Origin of the sequence: Pandoraea commovens (assembly GCF_902459615.1) — a bacterium.
GTDB lineage: Bacteria > Pseudomonadota > Gammaproteobacteria > Burkholderiales > Burkholderiaceae > Pandoraea > Pandoraea commovens.
In genome coordinates this window covers 145,388-159,758 of sequence record NZ_CABPSA010000004.1, presented here as the reverse complement: position 1 = coordinate 159,758, position 14,371 = coordinate 145,388, and the positions used below count along the sequence as shown (strand labels likewise).

General features: G+C 60.9%; 17 protein-coding genes. 9 read left to right on the top strand and 8 right to left on the bottom strand.

Annotated features, from left to right (window positions below; all coding sequences use genetic code 11):
• The first annotated feature begins 24 nt into the window (after window positions 1-24).
• Complete coding sequence (gene yjgA, locus PCO31010_RS13590) at window positions 25-630, top strand: ribosome biogenesis factor YjgA (RefSeq protein WP_150664747.1); 606 nt, start codon at window positions 25-27, stop codon at window positions 628-630.
• Entirely contained in the window at window positions 630-1,250 is a 621-nt protein-coding gene (gene mog / locus PCO31010_RS13585; RefSeq protein WP_150664746.1) for a molybdopterin adenylyltransferase, read from the top strand. Before yjgA ends, mog begins: the two co-directional genes overlap by 1 nt.
• 112 nt (window positions 1,251-1,362) lie before the next feature.
• Here the strand turns inward: mog and orn are convergent, their stop codons facing one another.
• Window positions 1,363-1,980: an oligoribonuclease gene (gene orn, locus PCO31010_RS13580; protein ID WP_150664745.1), complete on the bottom strand. Its 618-nt coding sequence runs from the start codon at window positions 1,978-1,980 to the stop codon at window positions 1,363-1,365.
• Window positions 1,981-2,082: 102 nt separating this feature from the next.
• On the opposite strand from orn, the gene PCO31010_RS13575 reads away from it, so the two are divergent.
• The gene (locus tag PCO31010_RS13575) at window positions 2,083-3,330 is read left to right on the top strand and encodes a M48 family metallopeptidase (protein ID WP_150664744.1); all 1,248 of its coding nucleotides are present in this window, start codon (window positions 2,083-2,085) and stop codon (window positions 3,328-3,330) included.
• Complete coding sequence (gene rsgA / locus PCO31010_RS13570; protein ID WP_150664743.1) at window positions 3,327-4,268, top strand: ribosome small subunit-dependent GTPase A; 942 nt, start codon at window positions 3,327-3,329, stop codon at window positions 4,266-4,268. Before PCO31010_RS13575 ends, rsgA begins: the two co-directional genes overlap by 4 nt.
• 111 nt (window positions 4,269-4,379) lie before the next feature.
• Here the strand turns inward: rsgA and PCO31010_RS13565 are convergent, their stop codons facing one another.
• From PCO31010_RS13565 to rpsP, 6 genes are all read right to left on the bottom strand, one after another.
• On the bottom strand, window positions 4,380-5,318 hold the full coding sequence (locus PCO31010_RS13565) for a CobD/CbiB family protein (RefSeq protein ID WP_039403714.1): 939 nt from the start codon (window positions 5,316-5,318) through the stop codon (window positions 4,380-4,382).
• A 171-nt stretch (window positions 5,319-5,489) separates the two neighbouring features.
• Window positions 5,490-6,173: a CoA pyrophosphatase gene (locus PCO31010_RS13560; RefSeq protein WP_246184603.1), complete on the bottom strand. Its 684-nt coding sequence runs from the start codon at window positions 6,171-6,173 to the stop codon at window positions 5,490-5,492.
• A 231-nt stretch (window positions 6,174-6,404) separates the two neighbouring features.
• A complete protein-coding gene (gene rplS, locus PCO31010_RS13555) occupies window positions 6,405-6,794 on the bottom strand; it encodes a 50S ribosomal protein L19 (protein WP_039399440.1) in 390 nt (129 codons plus the stop codon).
• A 103-nt stretch (window positions 6,795-6,897) separates the two neighbouring features.
• Window positions 6,898-7,668: a tRNA (guanosine(37)-N1)-methyltransferase TrmD gene (trmD, locus tag PCO31010_RS13550; protein WP_039399442.1), complete on the bottom strand. Its 771-nt coding sequence runs from the start codon at window positions 7,666-7,668 to the stop codon at window positions 6,898-6,900.
• 60 nt (window positions 7,669-7,728) lie between these two features.
• Window positions 7,729-8,370 carry a ribosome maturation factor RimM gene (gene rimM / locus PCO31010_RS13545; RefSeq protein WP_246184602.1) on the bottom strand — a complete coding sequence of 214 codons (642 nt, stop codon included), beginning with the start codon at window positions 8,368-8,370 and terminating at the stop codon, window positions 7,729-7,731.
• A 127-nt stretch (window positions 8,371-8,497) separates the two neighbouring features.
• Entirely contained in the window at window positions 8,498-8,749 is a 252-nt protein-coding gene (gene rpsP / locus PCO31010_RS13540; protein WP_017234865.1) for a 30S ribosomal protein S16, read from the bottom strand.
• 201 nt (window positions 8,750-8,950) lie between these two features.
• Between rpsP and PCO31010_RS13535 the strand changes: the two genes are divergently transcribed.
• The 5 genes from PCO31010_RS13535 (at window position 8,951) to PCO31010_RS13515 (ending at window position 13,854) form a co-directional block, all read left to right on the top strand.
• Window positions 8,951-10,126: a PQQ-dependent sugar dehydrogenase gene (locus tag PCO31010_RS13535; RefSeq protein ID WP_150664742.1), complete on the top strand. Its 1,176-nt coding sequence runs from the start codon at window positions 8,951-8,953 to the stop codon at window positions 10,124-10,126.
• Window positions 10,127-10,309: 183 nt separating this feature from the next.
• Window positions 10,310-11,122, top strand: a complete 813-nt coding sequence (locus PCO31010_RS13530; protein WP_174984722.1) for an META and DUF4377 domain-containing protein — start codon at window positions 10,310-10,312, stop codon at window positions 11,120-11,122.
• A 9-nt stretch (window positions 11,123-11,131) separates the two neighbouring features.
• A complete protein-coding gene (locus PCO31010_RS13525; RefSeq protein WP_150664740.1) occupies window positions 11,132-11,581 on the top strand; it encodes a TM2 domain-containing protein in 450 nt (149 codons plus the stop codon).
• Between the two features lie 9 nt (window positions 11,582-11,590).
• On the top strand, window positions 11,591-12,526 hold the full coding sequence (locus PCO31010_RS13520; protein ID WP_150664739.1) for a Rossmann-like and DUF2520 domain-containing protein: 936 nt from the start codon (window positions 11,591-11,593) through the stop codon (window positions 12,524-12,526).
• Between the two features lie 209 nt (window positions 12,527-12,735).
• On the top strand, window positions 12,736-13,854 hold the full coding sequence (locus PCO31010_RS13515; RefSeq protein WP_150664738.1) for a PA0069 family radical SAM protein: 1,119 nt from the start codon (window positions 12,736-12,738) through the stop codon (window positions 13,852-13,854).
• A 9-nt stretch (window positions 13,855-13,863) separates the two neighbouring features.
• Here the strand turns inward: PCO31010_RS13515 and PCO31010_RS13510 are convergent, their stop codons facing one another.
• Entirely contained in the window at window positions 13,864-14,352 is a 489-nt protein-coding gene (locus PCO31010_RS13510) for an Lrp/AsnC ligand binding domain-containing protein (RefSeq protein WP_039399452.1), read from the bottom strand.
• Window positions 14,353-14,371: the final 19 nt, after the last annotated feature.

Below are 14,371 nucleotides of genomic sequence, written 5' to 3'. Positions count from 1 at the left end.
GCGCGTCGCGTTACAATAGCGGCTATGACGCACATCAACCGCTTTAACCGTATCGCCCACAGCGAGCTTTCCGACGAAGGCCCGAGCAAATCCCAGCGCAAGCGCGAGTCGCATGCCCTGCAGGATCTGGGAGAAGAACTGGTCAACCTGGCCAAGGACGCGCTCGCCCGCGTGCCGATGCCCGAAAACCTCGAACGCGCCGTCCGGGACTGCCGCACCATCACCGCCCACGAAGGCCGACGCCGTCAAATGCAGTACGTGGGCAAGCAAATGCGCACGCTGGATGAGCAGGAAATCGAGGCCATTCAACGCGCGCTGGACGTGATCAAGGGCGTCTCGAAGGCGGAAACGGCCAAGCTGCACGCCCTGGAACGCTGGCGCGAACGCCTGCTGGCCAAGGACGAGGCACTGACCGAGCTGCTCTCCCAGCATCCGGATGCCGATGGTCAACAGCTTCGCACGCTCATTCGCAATGCGCGCCGCGAACAGGCGGCACAAAAGCCGCCCAAGGCCTTCCGCGAACTGTTTCAGGTACTCAAGGATCTGCTCGGCACGGGATCGGCTGCGTCCGAAACGTCGGACGAAGCCGATAACGATCTGCCGGAATTCCCAACCCGTGAGGATTATTGATGGTCGCCCGCTCACATCCGGACGAACTTCGCGTAGGTCTCGTCTCTATCAGCGATCGGGCGAGCCAGGGCACCTATGAGGATCAGGGCATTCCTGCCCTTGAGGCCTGGCTCGGCAGCGCGCTCACCTCGTCTTGGGTGACGGAAACACGCCTGATCCCCGACGATGCCGAGGGCATCACTGCCACGTTGATCGAACTCGTCGACACGATGCAGTGCGATCTGGTGCTGACGACCGGCGGTACAGGTCCGGCGCGCCGCGACGTCACGCCGGAAGCGACGTTGCGCGCGGGCACCAAGGAGATGCCGGGATTTGGCGAGCAGATGCGTCAGATCAGCCTGCGCTTCGTGCCGACGGCGATTTTGTCGCGTCAGGTTGCCGTGATTCGTGAGACAGCGGATCATGCCGCGCTCATCGTCAATCTCCCCGGCCAGCCGAAGTCGATCAAGGAAACGCTCGAAGGTCTGCGCGACGCCGATGGCAAGTCGATCGTCCCCGGCATCTTTGCTGCCGTGCCGTACTGCGTCGATCTGATCGGTGGTCCGTACATCGAGACGAACGAAGCCGTCTGCAAGGCTTTCCGTCCCAAGAACGCGATTCGAGCGCCGAAATCCGCCTAATCGGCTAGATTAGTCGGCTTAATCTGCCTGAGTGCCCCCTTCTTTCTACTCTTACGAGTCAAAACAAAACGCCAGCGAATTCGCTGGCGTTTGTGTTTGGATATCGCGTCAATCAGGCCGAGGCGCCGGGCACTGCCGTCTTCAGGAAATGCTCGCGGTAGTACACAAGTTCGTCGATCGACTCGTGAATATCCGCCAGCGCCGTATGCGCGGCACGCTTGGTGAAGCCCTTGTACACCGTGGGCTCCCAGCGACGGCACAGCTCCTTGAGCGTGCTGACGTCCAGATTCCGGTAGTGGAAAAACGCTTCGAGCTTGGGCATGTAGCGCGCCATGAAACGACGATCCTGGCAAATCGAATTGCCGCACATCGGCGACTTGTTCGGCGGCACGTACTGGTTCAGAAACTCGATCAGTTGCGTCTCGGCGGACGCCTCGTCCACAGGCGACGCCTTCACGCGGTCGATCAGTCCCGAGCGGCCATGAGTCGATTTGTTCCAGTCGTCCATGCCGTCGAGCACGGCGTCCGACTGGTGGATGGCGAAAACCGGACCCTCGATACGACGCGTCAGCGCCGAATCGGTGACGACGACCGCCACTTCGATGATGCGGTCGCTGTCAGGCTGCAAACCGGTCATTTCCATGTCGAGCCAGACCAAATTGAATTCGGCGCGCGCGAGCGTCTTCTCGGCGTCGGCAGGCGTGGGATTTTGGGATGGAATGGAGGACATGATCGGAAGACTCTGGAAAACGCATCGGATGGCGACCGGCACGGCGCCCCGCCGGTCGAAAGAACTTATAATTCTCGCATACTTCAGATTCTTCTTAAGCGCATGTTCACTTATCTCTTCGTGATCTTCCTGCTGGCGATGGTCATGACCAAGCTCTGGCTGGCGGCCCGTCAGGTCCGTTATGTGGTCGCCCATCGCGCCGCCGTCCCCGAGCGCTTCGCCGACACGATCACGCTGACCGACCATCAGCGTGCGGCCGATTACACCGTCGCCCGTACCCGCCTCGGCATGGCGGAGATCTTCGCGCAAGCGGTGTTGCTGGTCGCCTTTACGTTGCTCGGCGGCCTGAATCTGCTGCACATGGGCATCTCCGAATGGCTTGGCGAAGGCTACGTCGGGCAAATGGCCCTGATCGCTGCCGTGCTGCTCATCTCGGGCATCGTAGACCTGCCCTTCACCTACATTCGTCAGTTCGTCATCGAGCAACGTTTCGGCTTCAACCGTATGTCGCTCGGGCTGTTCATTGCGGATATGGTCAAGGGCACCGCCGTGGGTGTGGCGCTGGGATTGCCGCTGCTGTTCGTGGTGCTGTGGCTGATGGACCGCGCAGGCCCCTTGTGGTGGGTGTACACGTGGGTCGTGTGGGTCGCGTTCAATTTGTTCGTCCAGTTCATCTTCCCGCACGTGATCGCGCCGATATTCAACAAGTTCGAACCGTTGTCGGATGCCGCACTGGCGCAACGTATCGAAGGGCTGATGCAGCGCTGCGGTTTTGCGGCACGCGGTCTTTTTGTGATGGACGGGTCGAAGCGTTCGGCGCATGGCAACGCCTATTTCAGCGGTTTTGGCCGCGCGAAACGCATCGTCTTCTTCGACACGTTGATCGAGCGTCTCTCCCCGGCCGAGATCGAAGCCGTCCTGGCGCACGAACTGGGGCACTTCAAGCGTCGTCACATCACCAAGCGCTTGGTCGTCGCCTTCGCTTTGTCGCTCGCCTTCCTGGCACTGCTTGGCTGGCTCATCGGACGCACATGGTTCTACACCGAACTGGGCGTCATGCCGTCGATGACCGGTAGCAACAATGCGCTCGCGCTCGTGCTCTTCTTCCTTGTGCTGCCCGTATTCGGGTTCTTTGCCAGTCCGCTGAACAGCCTGACGTCGCGCAAGCATGAATTCGAGGCCGACGCCTTCGCCGCGAGCCAGACGCAAGCGGGCGATCTGGTGAATGCCCTCGTGAAGCTGTATCAGGACAATGCGTCGACGCTCACGCCAGACCCCGTCTACACAGCGTTTTACTACTCTCATCCTCCCGCGTCGCAACGCATCGACCGTTTGCTGGGGCATGCATGAAGCGCGGCGTTAAAGGTAAGGCTGCGCCCGTCGAAACGACCGCGCAGGAACGACGCCACGGCCGCGTTGCCGCAGCGCACGGACGCCACTACGTTGTCGAAGCCGACGATGGGGAAACGGTGCTGTGCTTTCCGCGCGGCAAGAAGAGCGAGATCGCCGTCGGTGATGAGGTGGCATGGGCGCGCACGGGCGATCAGGGTGTCATCGAGGAGATTCTGCCGCGTCGGAACCTGCTCTACCGTTCGGACCAGTTCAAGAGCAAGCTGTTCGCCGCCAACATCGACCAGTTGGTGATCATGCTGGCGACAGAGCCCTATTTCAGCGAGGACCTGCTCGGACGCGCGCTCGTGGCTGCCGAGGCGAACGAATTGCGTCCGCTCATCGTGCTGAACAAGACGGACGTCACAGCGGCGCTGCCTGCCGCGCGGGAACGTCTTGCGCCGTATCGCGCGCTTGGCTACGAAGTGCTTGAACTCTCCGTTCGCGCTGATCCGGACGCTGCCACCGCACTTCTGTTACCACGACTGGCCCATCAGTCGTCGTTGCTGCTCGGTCAGTCCGGCATGGGGAAGTCGAGTCTTGTGAACCTCGTCGTCCCCAATGCGGACGCTGCGACGCGCGAAATCTCTACGGTGTTGAATTCGGGCAAGCACACGACGACGTTCACGCGAATCTTCCATCTGCCCGAGGGCGGATTGCTGATCGACTCGCCGGGTTTTCAGGAATTTGGGCTGCATCACCTGAAGGAAGGTGCACTTGAACGTGCGTTTCCCGAGTTTCGTCCGCTACTCACCGGGTGCCGGTTCTACAACTGCCATCACTTGAAAGAACCGGGCTGCGCGATTCTCGAGGCCGTGGAGGACGGGCGCATTTCTCGTCAGCGTCACGCGCTCTATGCGCAACTCGTTCACGAGTCGGAGCAGCAGATTCCTTATTGAGACGACGTGCGCACGCGCGTCGTATCTCGCAGCAACGAAAAACCCCGCCGAGGCGGGGTTTTCTTTTGCGCTACCGCGATTCGCGCCTAAACGTCAGCGCAATCCGTCCGATCAGCCCAGCCATACGGCGAGTGTCAGCAGAAGCAACAACAGCATCCACAGCAGTACTGCGCGCCAGACGAGTCCGACGGCGGCCTGCAAGGTCCGCGGCGTGCATTCGCTGCCGACCGGCAGAACGGCGTCGTCCCCCTGATTGAGCGCGTCGACACTGGAGACTTCAGCGAGCGGGCCCGTCAGTCGTGCGCCGAGTGCGCCACTACCGGCTGCCAGCAAAATGCCTTCATTCTCGTTCGGCCACTGCTTAGCGTAGTGACGCCACGCATAGATGGCATCTTCGAAGTTACCGACAATCGCGAAGCCGATGGCCGTCAGACGCGCCGGCACCCAGTCGATCACATAGAACGCCTTGCGCGCAAACGCACCGAAGGCCGGGCTGCGATCGGGTGCCGCTTCCGTCCATCGCCGCGAGAGATACTCGGCGAGACGATACAGCACCGCTCCGGCGGGGCCCACGGGCATCAGGAACCAGAAAAACACACCGAACACGTGACGATGCGAGGCAATCACCGCATGCAGCAGCGTGTGACGCACGATCTCGTCCACCGGCATATCGACGGTGTCGATACCAATCCATTGACGCAGAATTTCGCGCGCTTCGTTGACGTTGTCGTTATTCAGCGCAACGTGGATATCGGTGAAATAGTGGCTGAACTGCCGAAACCCCATCGTCAGGTAGACGATGAGCACGTTCCAGGCGAAGCCAAGGAAAATATTGACCCGCATGAGCAGGTAGTAGACGACGCCGACAACCAGGACGAATGGCACCACTACGACCAGCCACGCGAGAACACCGTGGCGCGGCTGCCCGGCGTCAAACGACTGCGACGTATGGGTCGCGTGGGAGCGGATCAGGTTGTAGATCGGGTTTTGCGTGGAGAGGGCACGCACCTGCTCAAAGATCAGCGCGAGGAGTACCGAGAAGAATGTCATGCGTGCGATCAGATCACCGGACGGAATGGTGTAACGATAGCACAGCTTCTCGCAAATGCCCGCCCCGCGTGCCTTCGCGACGCACTTGTCTGTCAATTCGAGCAGGCAATCTGCAGAATCGAATCGACTTTCGCATTGCGCCCGCAGCCAGGTCCGCAGTCAGGTTCGCGATTAGGCTCGCAGAAGTCGATAGAAATTTCTGAGCATCCCCGCCGTCGCACCCCAGATGAAATACTCGCCACCTGCGGCCTTCGGATAGGGCATCGCATAAAAACGACGCTCACCGACCTGATAGTTGAAAACGCGAATCTGATGGTGTGCGGGATTCATCAGGAAATCGAGCGGCACTTCGAAGATTTCGTCTACCTCGCCCGTATCCGCGACCAGATCGAACGGCGGCTGGACCAGGCCGACGACCGGCGCGACGCGAAACCCCGTACCCGTCACATAATCCGGCAAGCTGCCGATGACCTCGACCGCTCCGGCGTCCAGCCCGATTTCCTCGCGCGATTCGCGCAACGCGGTCGCAATCGGCGTCGGATCGTCGGGCTCGCGGCTCCCACCCGGAAAACTGACTTGCCCGGCGTGCGTACTCAAATGCTGCGTGCGCTTCGTGAGCAGCACGGTGGTGCCGTGCGGACGCATCACCAACGGCACCAGCACCGCGGCGGCTCGTGGCGTGAACATCGAGGGGGAAACCAGATCGCCGACACCCGACTCGGGCGTCCAGATGGGCGGACTAGCAAGACGGTCACGTAACGCTGAGGGGGTCAACCGCTCTGCCGGCACCGGCTCCCCTTCCCCCGTCGAGACGATGGGTAAGGCTTCAGGATGCAGGATGAGAGGTGGCGCCACGTAGACCTTTGGAGATGAAGAATTCCGCTATTTTAGCGAGGATGCGCAAAGCGCGTGCGCACGAAGAAAATGCCATTCCCCCGGCAATTCGCGGCATACCGTCGTTATGACGCAGCGCCGCATCCCAATCGACGCGCTGCACTGAAACGAAAAAAGCACCCCGAGGGGTGCTTTTTCCGTGCGGCTTTGCTGCGCCCGGCCACGAGGTCGCCAGGCGTAGCAGCGTCCGACTTACTCGGCAGCAGCGACGGTCTTGCTCTTGAACGTGAGCTTTTCCTTGATACGTGCCGACTTGCCCGAACGCTCACGCAGGTAGTACAGCTTAGCGCGACGAACGTCACCACGACGCTTGACTTCGATGCTGGCGATCAGCGGCGAGTACGTCTGGAACGTACGCTCAACGCCTTCACCCGACGAAATCTTACGAACGATGAAGCCCGAGTTCAGACCACGGTTACGCTTGGCGATCACGACGCCTTCGTAAGCCTGAACACGCTTGCGGGTACCTTCAACCACGTTCACGTTAACGATCACGGTGTCGCCCGGGGCGAATTCGGGGATCGTCTTGTTCGCGGTCAAACGCGCGATTTCTTCTTGCTCGATCTTAGCGATCAGATTCATTTACTACTCCTTGTGCCATCGTGTCGGCGTTATATACCGGCGAGCCGGCCCCGACAGAGGATGGGTTCAAACCGAATGCCGTCCCCATGACGACATCCGCTGCCTACTTGGCCGACGTATCGGCCCGCAGGCTTGTCAGCCACGCCTCGTCGGCACGGCTGAGCAATCCGTTGGCACGCGCACTCTCGATCAGATCGGGACGCTTGTGCCAGGTATTGGCCAACGCCTCACGGCGTCGCCACTTTTCAATCTCTGCGTGATGCCCACCCAACAGCACATCGGGCACGCGCACGCCTTCATATTCTTCAGGCCGCGTGTAGTGCGGGCAATCCAGCAAGCCATTCACGAAGCTGTCTTGCTCTGCCGACTGTTCGTCGTTCAGCGCACCCGGCAGCAGCCGGATCAGCGAATCCATCAGCGCCATGGCGGGCAACTCCCCGCCCGACAGCACAAAATCGCCCACGCTGACTTCTTCGTCAACCACACGATCGATCAGGCGCTGATCGATGGCCTCATAACGGCCGCAGAGCAGAATCAAACCTTGCTCCTGCTCGCGCAGCTCGACCACCCGGCGATGCGTCAACGGCTTACCTTGCGGCGACATCAGCAACACGCGACCGCGCGGGACACCGGCTTGCGCCTGCGCGGCCTTTGCGGCGGCAATCGCATCGTCCAGCGGCTTGGCCAGCATCACCATGCCCGGACCGCCGCCGTAGGGGCGATCGTCGATCGTGCGGTAATTGTTATGCGTGAAGTCACGCGGATTCCAAAACCGCAGACCGTAGCGCGACTGCTTGAGCGCCCGGCTGGTGACGCCCCAGTCGGTCAGTGCCCGAAACATCTCGGGAAAGAGCGTGACGACGTCAAACTGCATCAGACCGGTTCCGTCCAGAGGTGCCCGGACGCATTAACGACCAGGCGGTCAATCGGTATCTCAATAATCGAGACCCCAGTCAGCCACAATGCGTCCCGCCTCGGTGTCGACGGTCTGGACGTACTGGCCAACAAACGGGATCAACCGCTCAGCGGTCTTCGCCGGATTGCCATCGGTAGCCGGTACGTCGTACACCACGCGCAAAACGGTGTGTACGCCGTTGTCCAGCAAACCGACAACCTTCCCGAGCGATTCATCCTGCAAATTCGTCACCTGGGCGCCGATCAGGTCGACCCAGTAAAACTCGTCTTCGCCGGCCGACGGGAATGCACTGCGCGGCACCCAGACCTGAAGGCCCTTGAGCGCCTCGGCGGATGTCCGGTTCTCGCTGCCACGCAATTGCGCGACAACCGTGCCCGAATGCCCCCGACTGTGCAGCACGTTGGCCTTGGTGTAGGCCGACTCGCCGGGACGACGGAAATACCAGCAATCCGCAGATAACAGGCCTTCGCCGTCACCCGTGTGCGGCTGCACCTTGATCCAGCCGCGAATCCCGTAGGCATCGCCGATATAACCGAGCTCGACGAGATCGTCGGGCACCTCGGTTACTGGGGCGAGCACCTGCTCGGCGCGCATACCGGAGGCGCGACGCGCTTCTGCACCGATTTTCAACGGTACACGCTCACGTGCGGAACGAACCATGCAATCCAACCTTGTGACGAACACACGGCGATGCTTGCCCCAGATTGCTCGGGAGCATGCACCGCCGTTCAATTCTCATGCCATCGGCAAACCGACAGCAATGCGTACCACTCGACTATCTGAAAGCTTAGGCAGCAGCCTTGGCGCCTTGCTTGATCAGACGAGCCACGGTCGGCGACAGTTGTGCGCCAACGCCTTGCCAGTACGTCAGACGGTCTTGAGCAATGCGCAGACCTTCCGTGCCTTCGGCAGCGACCGGGTTGTAGAAGCCAATACGCTCGATGAAGCGGCCATCGCGACGGTTACGCGAGTCGGTTGCAACGATGTTGTAGAACGGGCGCTTCTTCGCGCCGCCGCGAGCCAGGCGGATAACGACCATATTAAATCCTTGTGAATCCAGAAGTGTTCGGACAGAAAACGCGTGATTATAGCGCAAAACCCTCGTCAAAACAAACACTTCGCCAAAGGGAAAGTACACCCCGTATAGGCACGCCTATATTAGAGGGCTTGCGCGGCGGTGCCGCGCCCCGATAACCGCTGGTCTACAATGCACGCATCCTTGGTGTAAAGCGAGCCCTGCATGCGACGATTTCCCGATGGATACTTACTCTCCTTCCTCCTGCCATGGCCCATGCGGATTGCCGCGCGGGTGATCATCCTTATCGGCGCCGTGCTGACGTGCGTCCCGCAATTGGCGGCGGCGCGTGACGCCCTTCCCATCGAGCGTCTCTCGTTACCTCAGGGCTTCTACGTCGAAGTCCTTTCCGATCAGGTCCCCGGGGCCCGCGGCATGGCATTAGGTCCGAAGGGCACGCTGTTTGTCGGTAGCCGGGCGCAAGGCAACGTCTACGCCATCACGCTCGATCCATCGCGCGCCTACGCGGCCAAGGTCCGCACGGTGGCGTCAGGCCTGAACATGCCGGTCGGCGTCGCTATGCGCAACGGTGCTTTATATATCTCGGCCGTGTCGCGCATCGTCAGACTCGATGACATCGAAAACCATCTCGACAACCCCGGCAAACCGAGCGTCGTCTACGACAAACTTCCCACCGAAAGCCACCACGGCTGGCGATATATCGCCTTCGGCCCGGACCAGCGTCTGTATGTGGGGGTCGGCGCACCCTGCAATGTTTGCAAGCGCGACGAGAATCGTTACGCGATGATCGGCAGCATGAAGGCCGATGGTACGGACTGGCGGGTAGTCGCCCGCGGCGTGCGCAACACCGTGGGATTCGACTGGCAGCCCGGCACCAATACGCTATGGTTCACCGATAACGGGCGCGATCAGCTCGGCGACGATGTTCCCGACGACGAGCTCAACCGTCTGACGCGGATGGGAGAGCATTTTGGGTTCCCATACTGCCACGCTAACGATGTCCCCGACCCCGACTTCGGCCGCGAAAAGGCCTGCCGCACTTTTTCGCCGCCCATGGCCAAGCTGGGTGCCCACGTGGCCGCCCTCGGTATGCACTTCTATACAGGCAAGCAGTTCCCGGATGATTATCGCGGCAGTATCTTTATTGCTGAGCACGGTTCGTGGAATCGCAGCAGCAAAGTGGGATATCGGGTCGTTCGTGTGGTTCTGGATGCGAAAGGCAACGTCAGCAAGCAGGAAGTTTTTGTGCAGGGGTGGTTAGGTGACGGCGACGCCGTGTGGGGTCGCCCCGTCGATCTGCTGACCCTGCCGGATGGATCTCTCCTGATCAGCGACGACCATGCCGGAGCGATATATCGAATCACGTACCGAAAGCCATGAGGTATCGCGATGACGCATTTCACGCCAATGGGAAACATCATCAGGCCTACGCAAGGAACTGACCCCAGGCCTGCCCGGTCAACGAAGCATGGTACTCACGGCACCGCTGGAACATATCGCCCCACATTCAGCGCGACGTTTTCGCCGTCCCTGCCCTCTCCGCAACTACGCCCATACAACATCATGACTCAACGCCTACTCTCGTTCCTGCCGTCCTCGTTGACTTCGTATCTGGTGACGCTCCTCGTGCCTGCCGCCATGCTGGCCGGTTGTGCAGCGCCTTCCGGCGGAGGCGCCAATCCCGCATCGGGTACGCCGGATAACACCGCGGCAGCGACCGCCCCTGCCGACATTCTCGGCACCTGGCAGTTGATGAAATGGGAAGGCACGAGCGACGCGCCGAAGCTGCCGGAAGGCCGCGCCATCAACCTGACCTTCAATGACAAGGGGGCTTACTCCGGCACCGGCGGCTGCAATCGCATCTTTGGGCAATACGCGATAGGCCCCGGCAAAGGACAACTCAGCATCCAACCCCCTGCCGCCACTCGCATGGCCTGCCCGGATTCGATGGCTTTCGAAGACCGCTACCTCAAGACGCTCGCCAGCATGACCCGCTTCGAACGCCGCGACACGCAATTGATTCTGAGCGCACCGAACGGCCCGACACTCACCTATGCATCGCAAACGTTGCTTAACCGCACGGTGGCAGGTATGAGCGGGGCAGCAACGACGGAAGATCGAATTCTCGACGTCGATTCCCAGATGGCGGACTGTGTCGGCGTGGCGCCGCGCAAGTGCTTGCGTGTGCGCGCCGCCGACGACTCCGGCAAATCGCAGTGGGAACTCTGGTATGCCCACATCGATGGCTTCGAGTGGAAGCCCGGCGTAGAATACCGCGTGAAAATTCACGGCGAACCTGTCGCCAATCCGCCCGCTGACGCGTCGAGCATGCGCTGGACGCTCGTCGAAGTCATTCGGGAAACGCCTGCTCGATAACCATTCCAAATGAACGCAGTCGCTTATAAATCCAAGACCCTGACCGCCGGTCTCGCCATGCTGTTCGGGACGCTCGGCCTGCATCGCTTCTATCTGTATGGCTTGCGCGACCGCTTCGGCTGGGCCCACATTGTGGGCTCGGCATGCGGGGTGGCGGGCTGGGGACTTCTGGTCACAAGCGAACTGCATTCCTTCGCAGGCTGGATACTCACGATTCTGGGTGCCATTTCGCTGTTTTCGGCGTTTCTCGCGGCGATTGTCTACGGCTTGCGTCCCGACGAGCGCTGGAACGCGCAGTTCAACACCCACGTCTCGAGCAAGTCGCAGTCGGGCTGGATCGCGGTCATCATCGTCAGCGTGTCGCTGTTTGTGGGCGCCATGCTGATGATGGTCGGTTTGGCCGTCGCATTTCAGACCTACTTTGAAATCCACGACACGCCGAATCGCCTGTCGCAGTAAAAACCGATCGTGACGCCCACTCCCACCGCCCCTTCCGATCGACCGACGCTGGGCTTCGTCGGCGCCGGGCGTGTGGCTCGTGCGCTCGCGCAAGCCGCGACCCGCGCCGGATACGAAGTAACGATCGTTGCTAGCCGGCGTGTCGAAAGTTCGAGGCGTATTGCGACGGCCTTGCCCAATTGCGAGGCCCTCGGCATTGAACGCTCGGAGGACATGAGCGACATCTTTTCGCGAGCCGATCTGGTCTTCCTGACGGTGCCTGACGATGCCATAGCGACTTGCGCTGCGCACCTCACGCCGCGAGCGGGCCAGGCGCTGGTACATTGCAGCGGTGCATCCGAGGTTGGGTTGCTCACGCCCGCGACGCGCCACGGCGGGCGAATTGGCGGCTTCCATCCGCTTTTTCTTTTCGCAGGACTCGACGACGACGCGACGCGCTTGCAAGGGTGCGCCATTACCATCGAGGCCGAAGCGCCGCTGAACGACATCCTTCAGCGTCTCGCGAGCGATATTGGCTGCCGCCCCTTGTCGATCCCGGCGGGCGAGCGCATGCGATACCACGCGGGCGCCAACTATGCAGCCAGCTTTCTGCTCTGTCTGCTCGACGAGGCGACTCACCTCTGGAACTCCATCGGTATGCCCGAAGGCGATGCGCAGGATGCTATGTGGCCGCTGGTCATGGGCACGCTCAACGCAGCGCGCGAACGCGGGCTCCCGGGCGCGCTTGCCGGACCGGTGTCGCGCGGCGACGCCAATATCGTTGCCCGCCACGTCGAAGCGCTCGCAGCCATGGGTGGCAATCATGCAACGCTTTACTCGCTGCTGACCCTGCGCGCCATTCATCTGGCGCGTCAACGTCCGAACCCGGATAACGCGGCCCTCGACGACATCGCACGGGCGATCGCACCCTTTATCCCTCCGGTCACGCCCGGAAGTCGTACATAGTTTTAGCCACGCCTCGCAAAAGCCCCACCCTATCGCCGCGACCCGGATCGTCAGCGCCACCGGGCCGACGAGTGCCAGCGATATGCCGCTCACCCCATTCTTCATAGCTCGCCTCCATCCAAATACTGTACAAAAACACAGTATAATGACAAGCATTCCCTGCGGCCGTCCGATGGCCGTGACAGGGACAGCTATTCAGGAGATGAGTCATGGCATCCTCATTCGCGCCGCCCCCGTCGCGCAAGGGCCGAGGCGCCACCGCCAATCTCGAATCGCGCTTTTCAGCGTTCCGTCGCGAGAGCGATGAGACCCGCCATGAATCGGACGCTGCCCAAGAATGTGAAGTCAAATTCGTGACTCAGGTCGCACTGGAAAACGCGCGAACGATCATGTCCCGCAACACTTCGGCGGACATCCCCTTCGATCGCTCGATCAATCCCTACCGTGGATGTGAGCACGGCTGCACCTATTGCTTTGCGCGCCCCACGCACGCCTACCTGGGGCTCTCTCCCGGTCTGGACTTCGAGACCCGTTTGTACGCGAAACACAATGCAGCAGAGCGTCTTGACGCAGAGTTGCGCAAGCGCGGTTATCAGCCCGCCTTACTTGCGCTGGGCGCAAACACGGATCCTTATCAGCCAATCGAGCGGGAATACGGGATCACACGCAGCGTCCTGGAAGTGCTGGAGCGTTTTGGGCACCCTGTCGGCATCACCACCAAGTCGGCGCTCGTCACACGCGATATCGACATTCTTTCGCGCATGGCCGCGCGCGGGCTGGCACGAGTCTTCATTTCGGTGGGAACGCTCGACGCGGATATCGCCCGCAAGATGGAACCGCGTGCGAATACGCCGTCGCGACGCATCGATGCCATCCGCAAGCTGACGGATGCAGGTATTCCGACAGGCGTCATCGTCGCGCCGATCGTGCCAGCGCTGACCGATTTCGACATCGAGCGAGTGCTGACGACCGCAGCCGAAGCGGGCGCAACCTACGCTGCGTACGTGATGTTGCGGCTTCCCAGAGAAGTGCACGACGTCTTCGTTGAATGGCTGGAAGCCAATTACCCGTTGCGGGCTCGTCACGTCATGAGTCTGATCGAGCAAGTGCGAGACGGAAAGCACAACAGCTCAGAGTTCGGTACACGGATGAAAGGCACCGGATTACACGCCGAATTGATTCGGCAGCGCTTTCACCTGGCCGCACGCAAGTTAGGGCTCAATCAGGCCAGACCGCCCTTGAGAAACGATCAGTTCTGCGTCCCGGAATTGCCGCCACAGAACAGCGGACCGGCCACTGCGGCAGATCCACAGATGCCGCTTTTTTAGACAACGCGCTCACTCGTCAACGTGAACGGTGAGCGTTTCCTTGATTTCCTCCATGACGACATAGCTTTTCGACTGCACGGCACCGGGCAGTTGAAGAAGAATGTCGCCCAGCAATTTCCGGTACTCGGACATCTCGCGGATGCGCGCCTTGATCAGATAGTCGAAATCGCCCGAAATCAGGTGACATTCCATGACCTCCGGAATACGCAGCACCTCCCGCCGGAACTGGTCGAACATGTTGCCGGATTTGTGGTCGAGCGTGATTTCGACGAACACCAGCAGTGCCGCGCCCAGCGCCGCCGGATTGACGCGCGCGAAGTAGCCCATGATCACGCCGTCTCGCTCCATGCGTTTCACGCGCTCGATGCACGGCGTGATGGATAGACCGACCTGCTCCGACAGGTCCTTCATCGACATTCGGCCGTCCTGTTGGAGCAACGTCAGGATGCGTCGGTCGAGCCGATCCAGTGTCCGGACGGATTGCTGCTGCACTCTCATGATTTTTTCCTGAATTCAG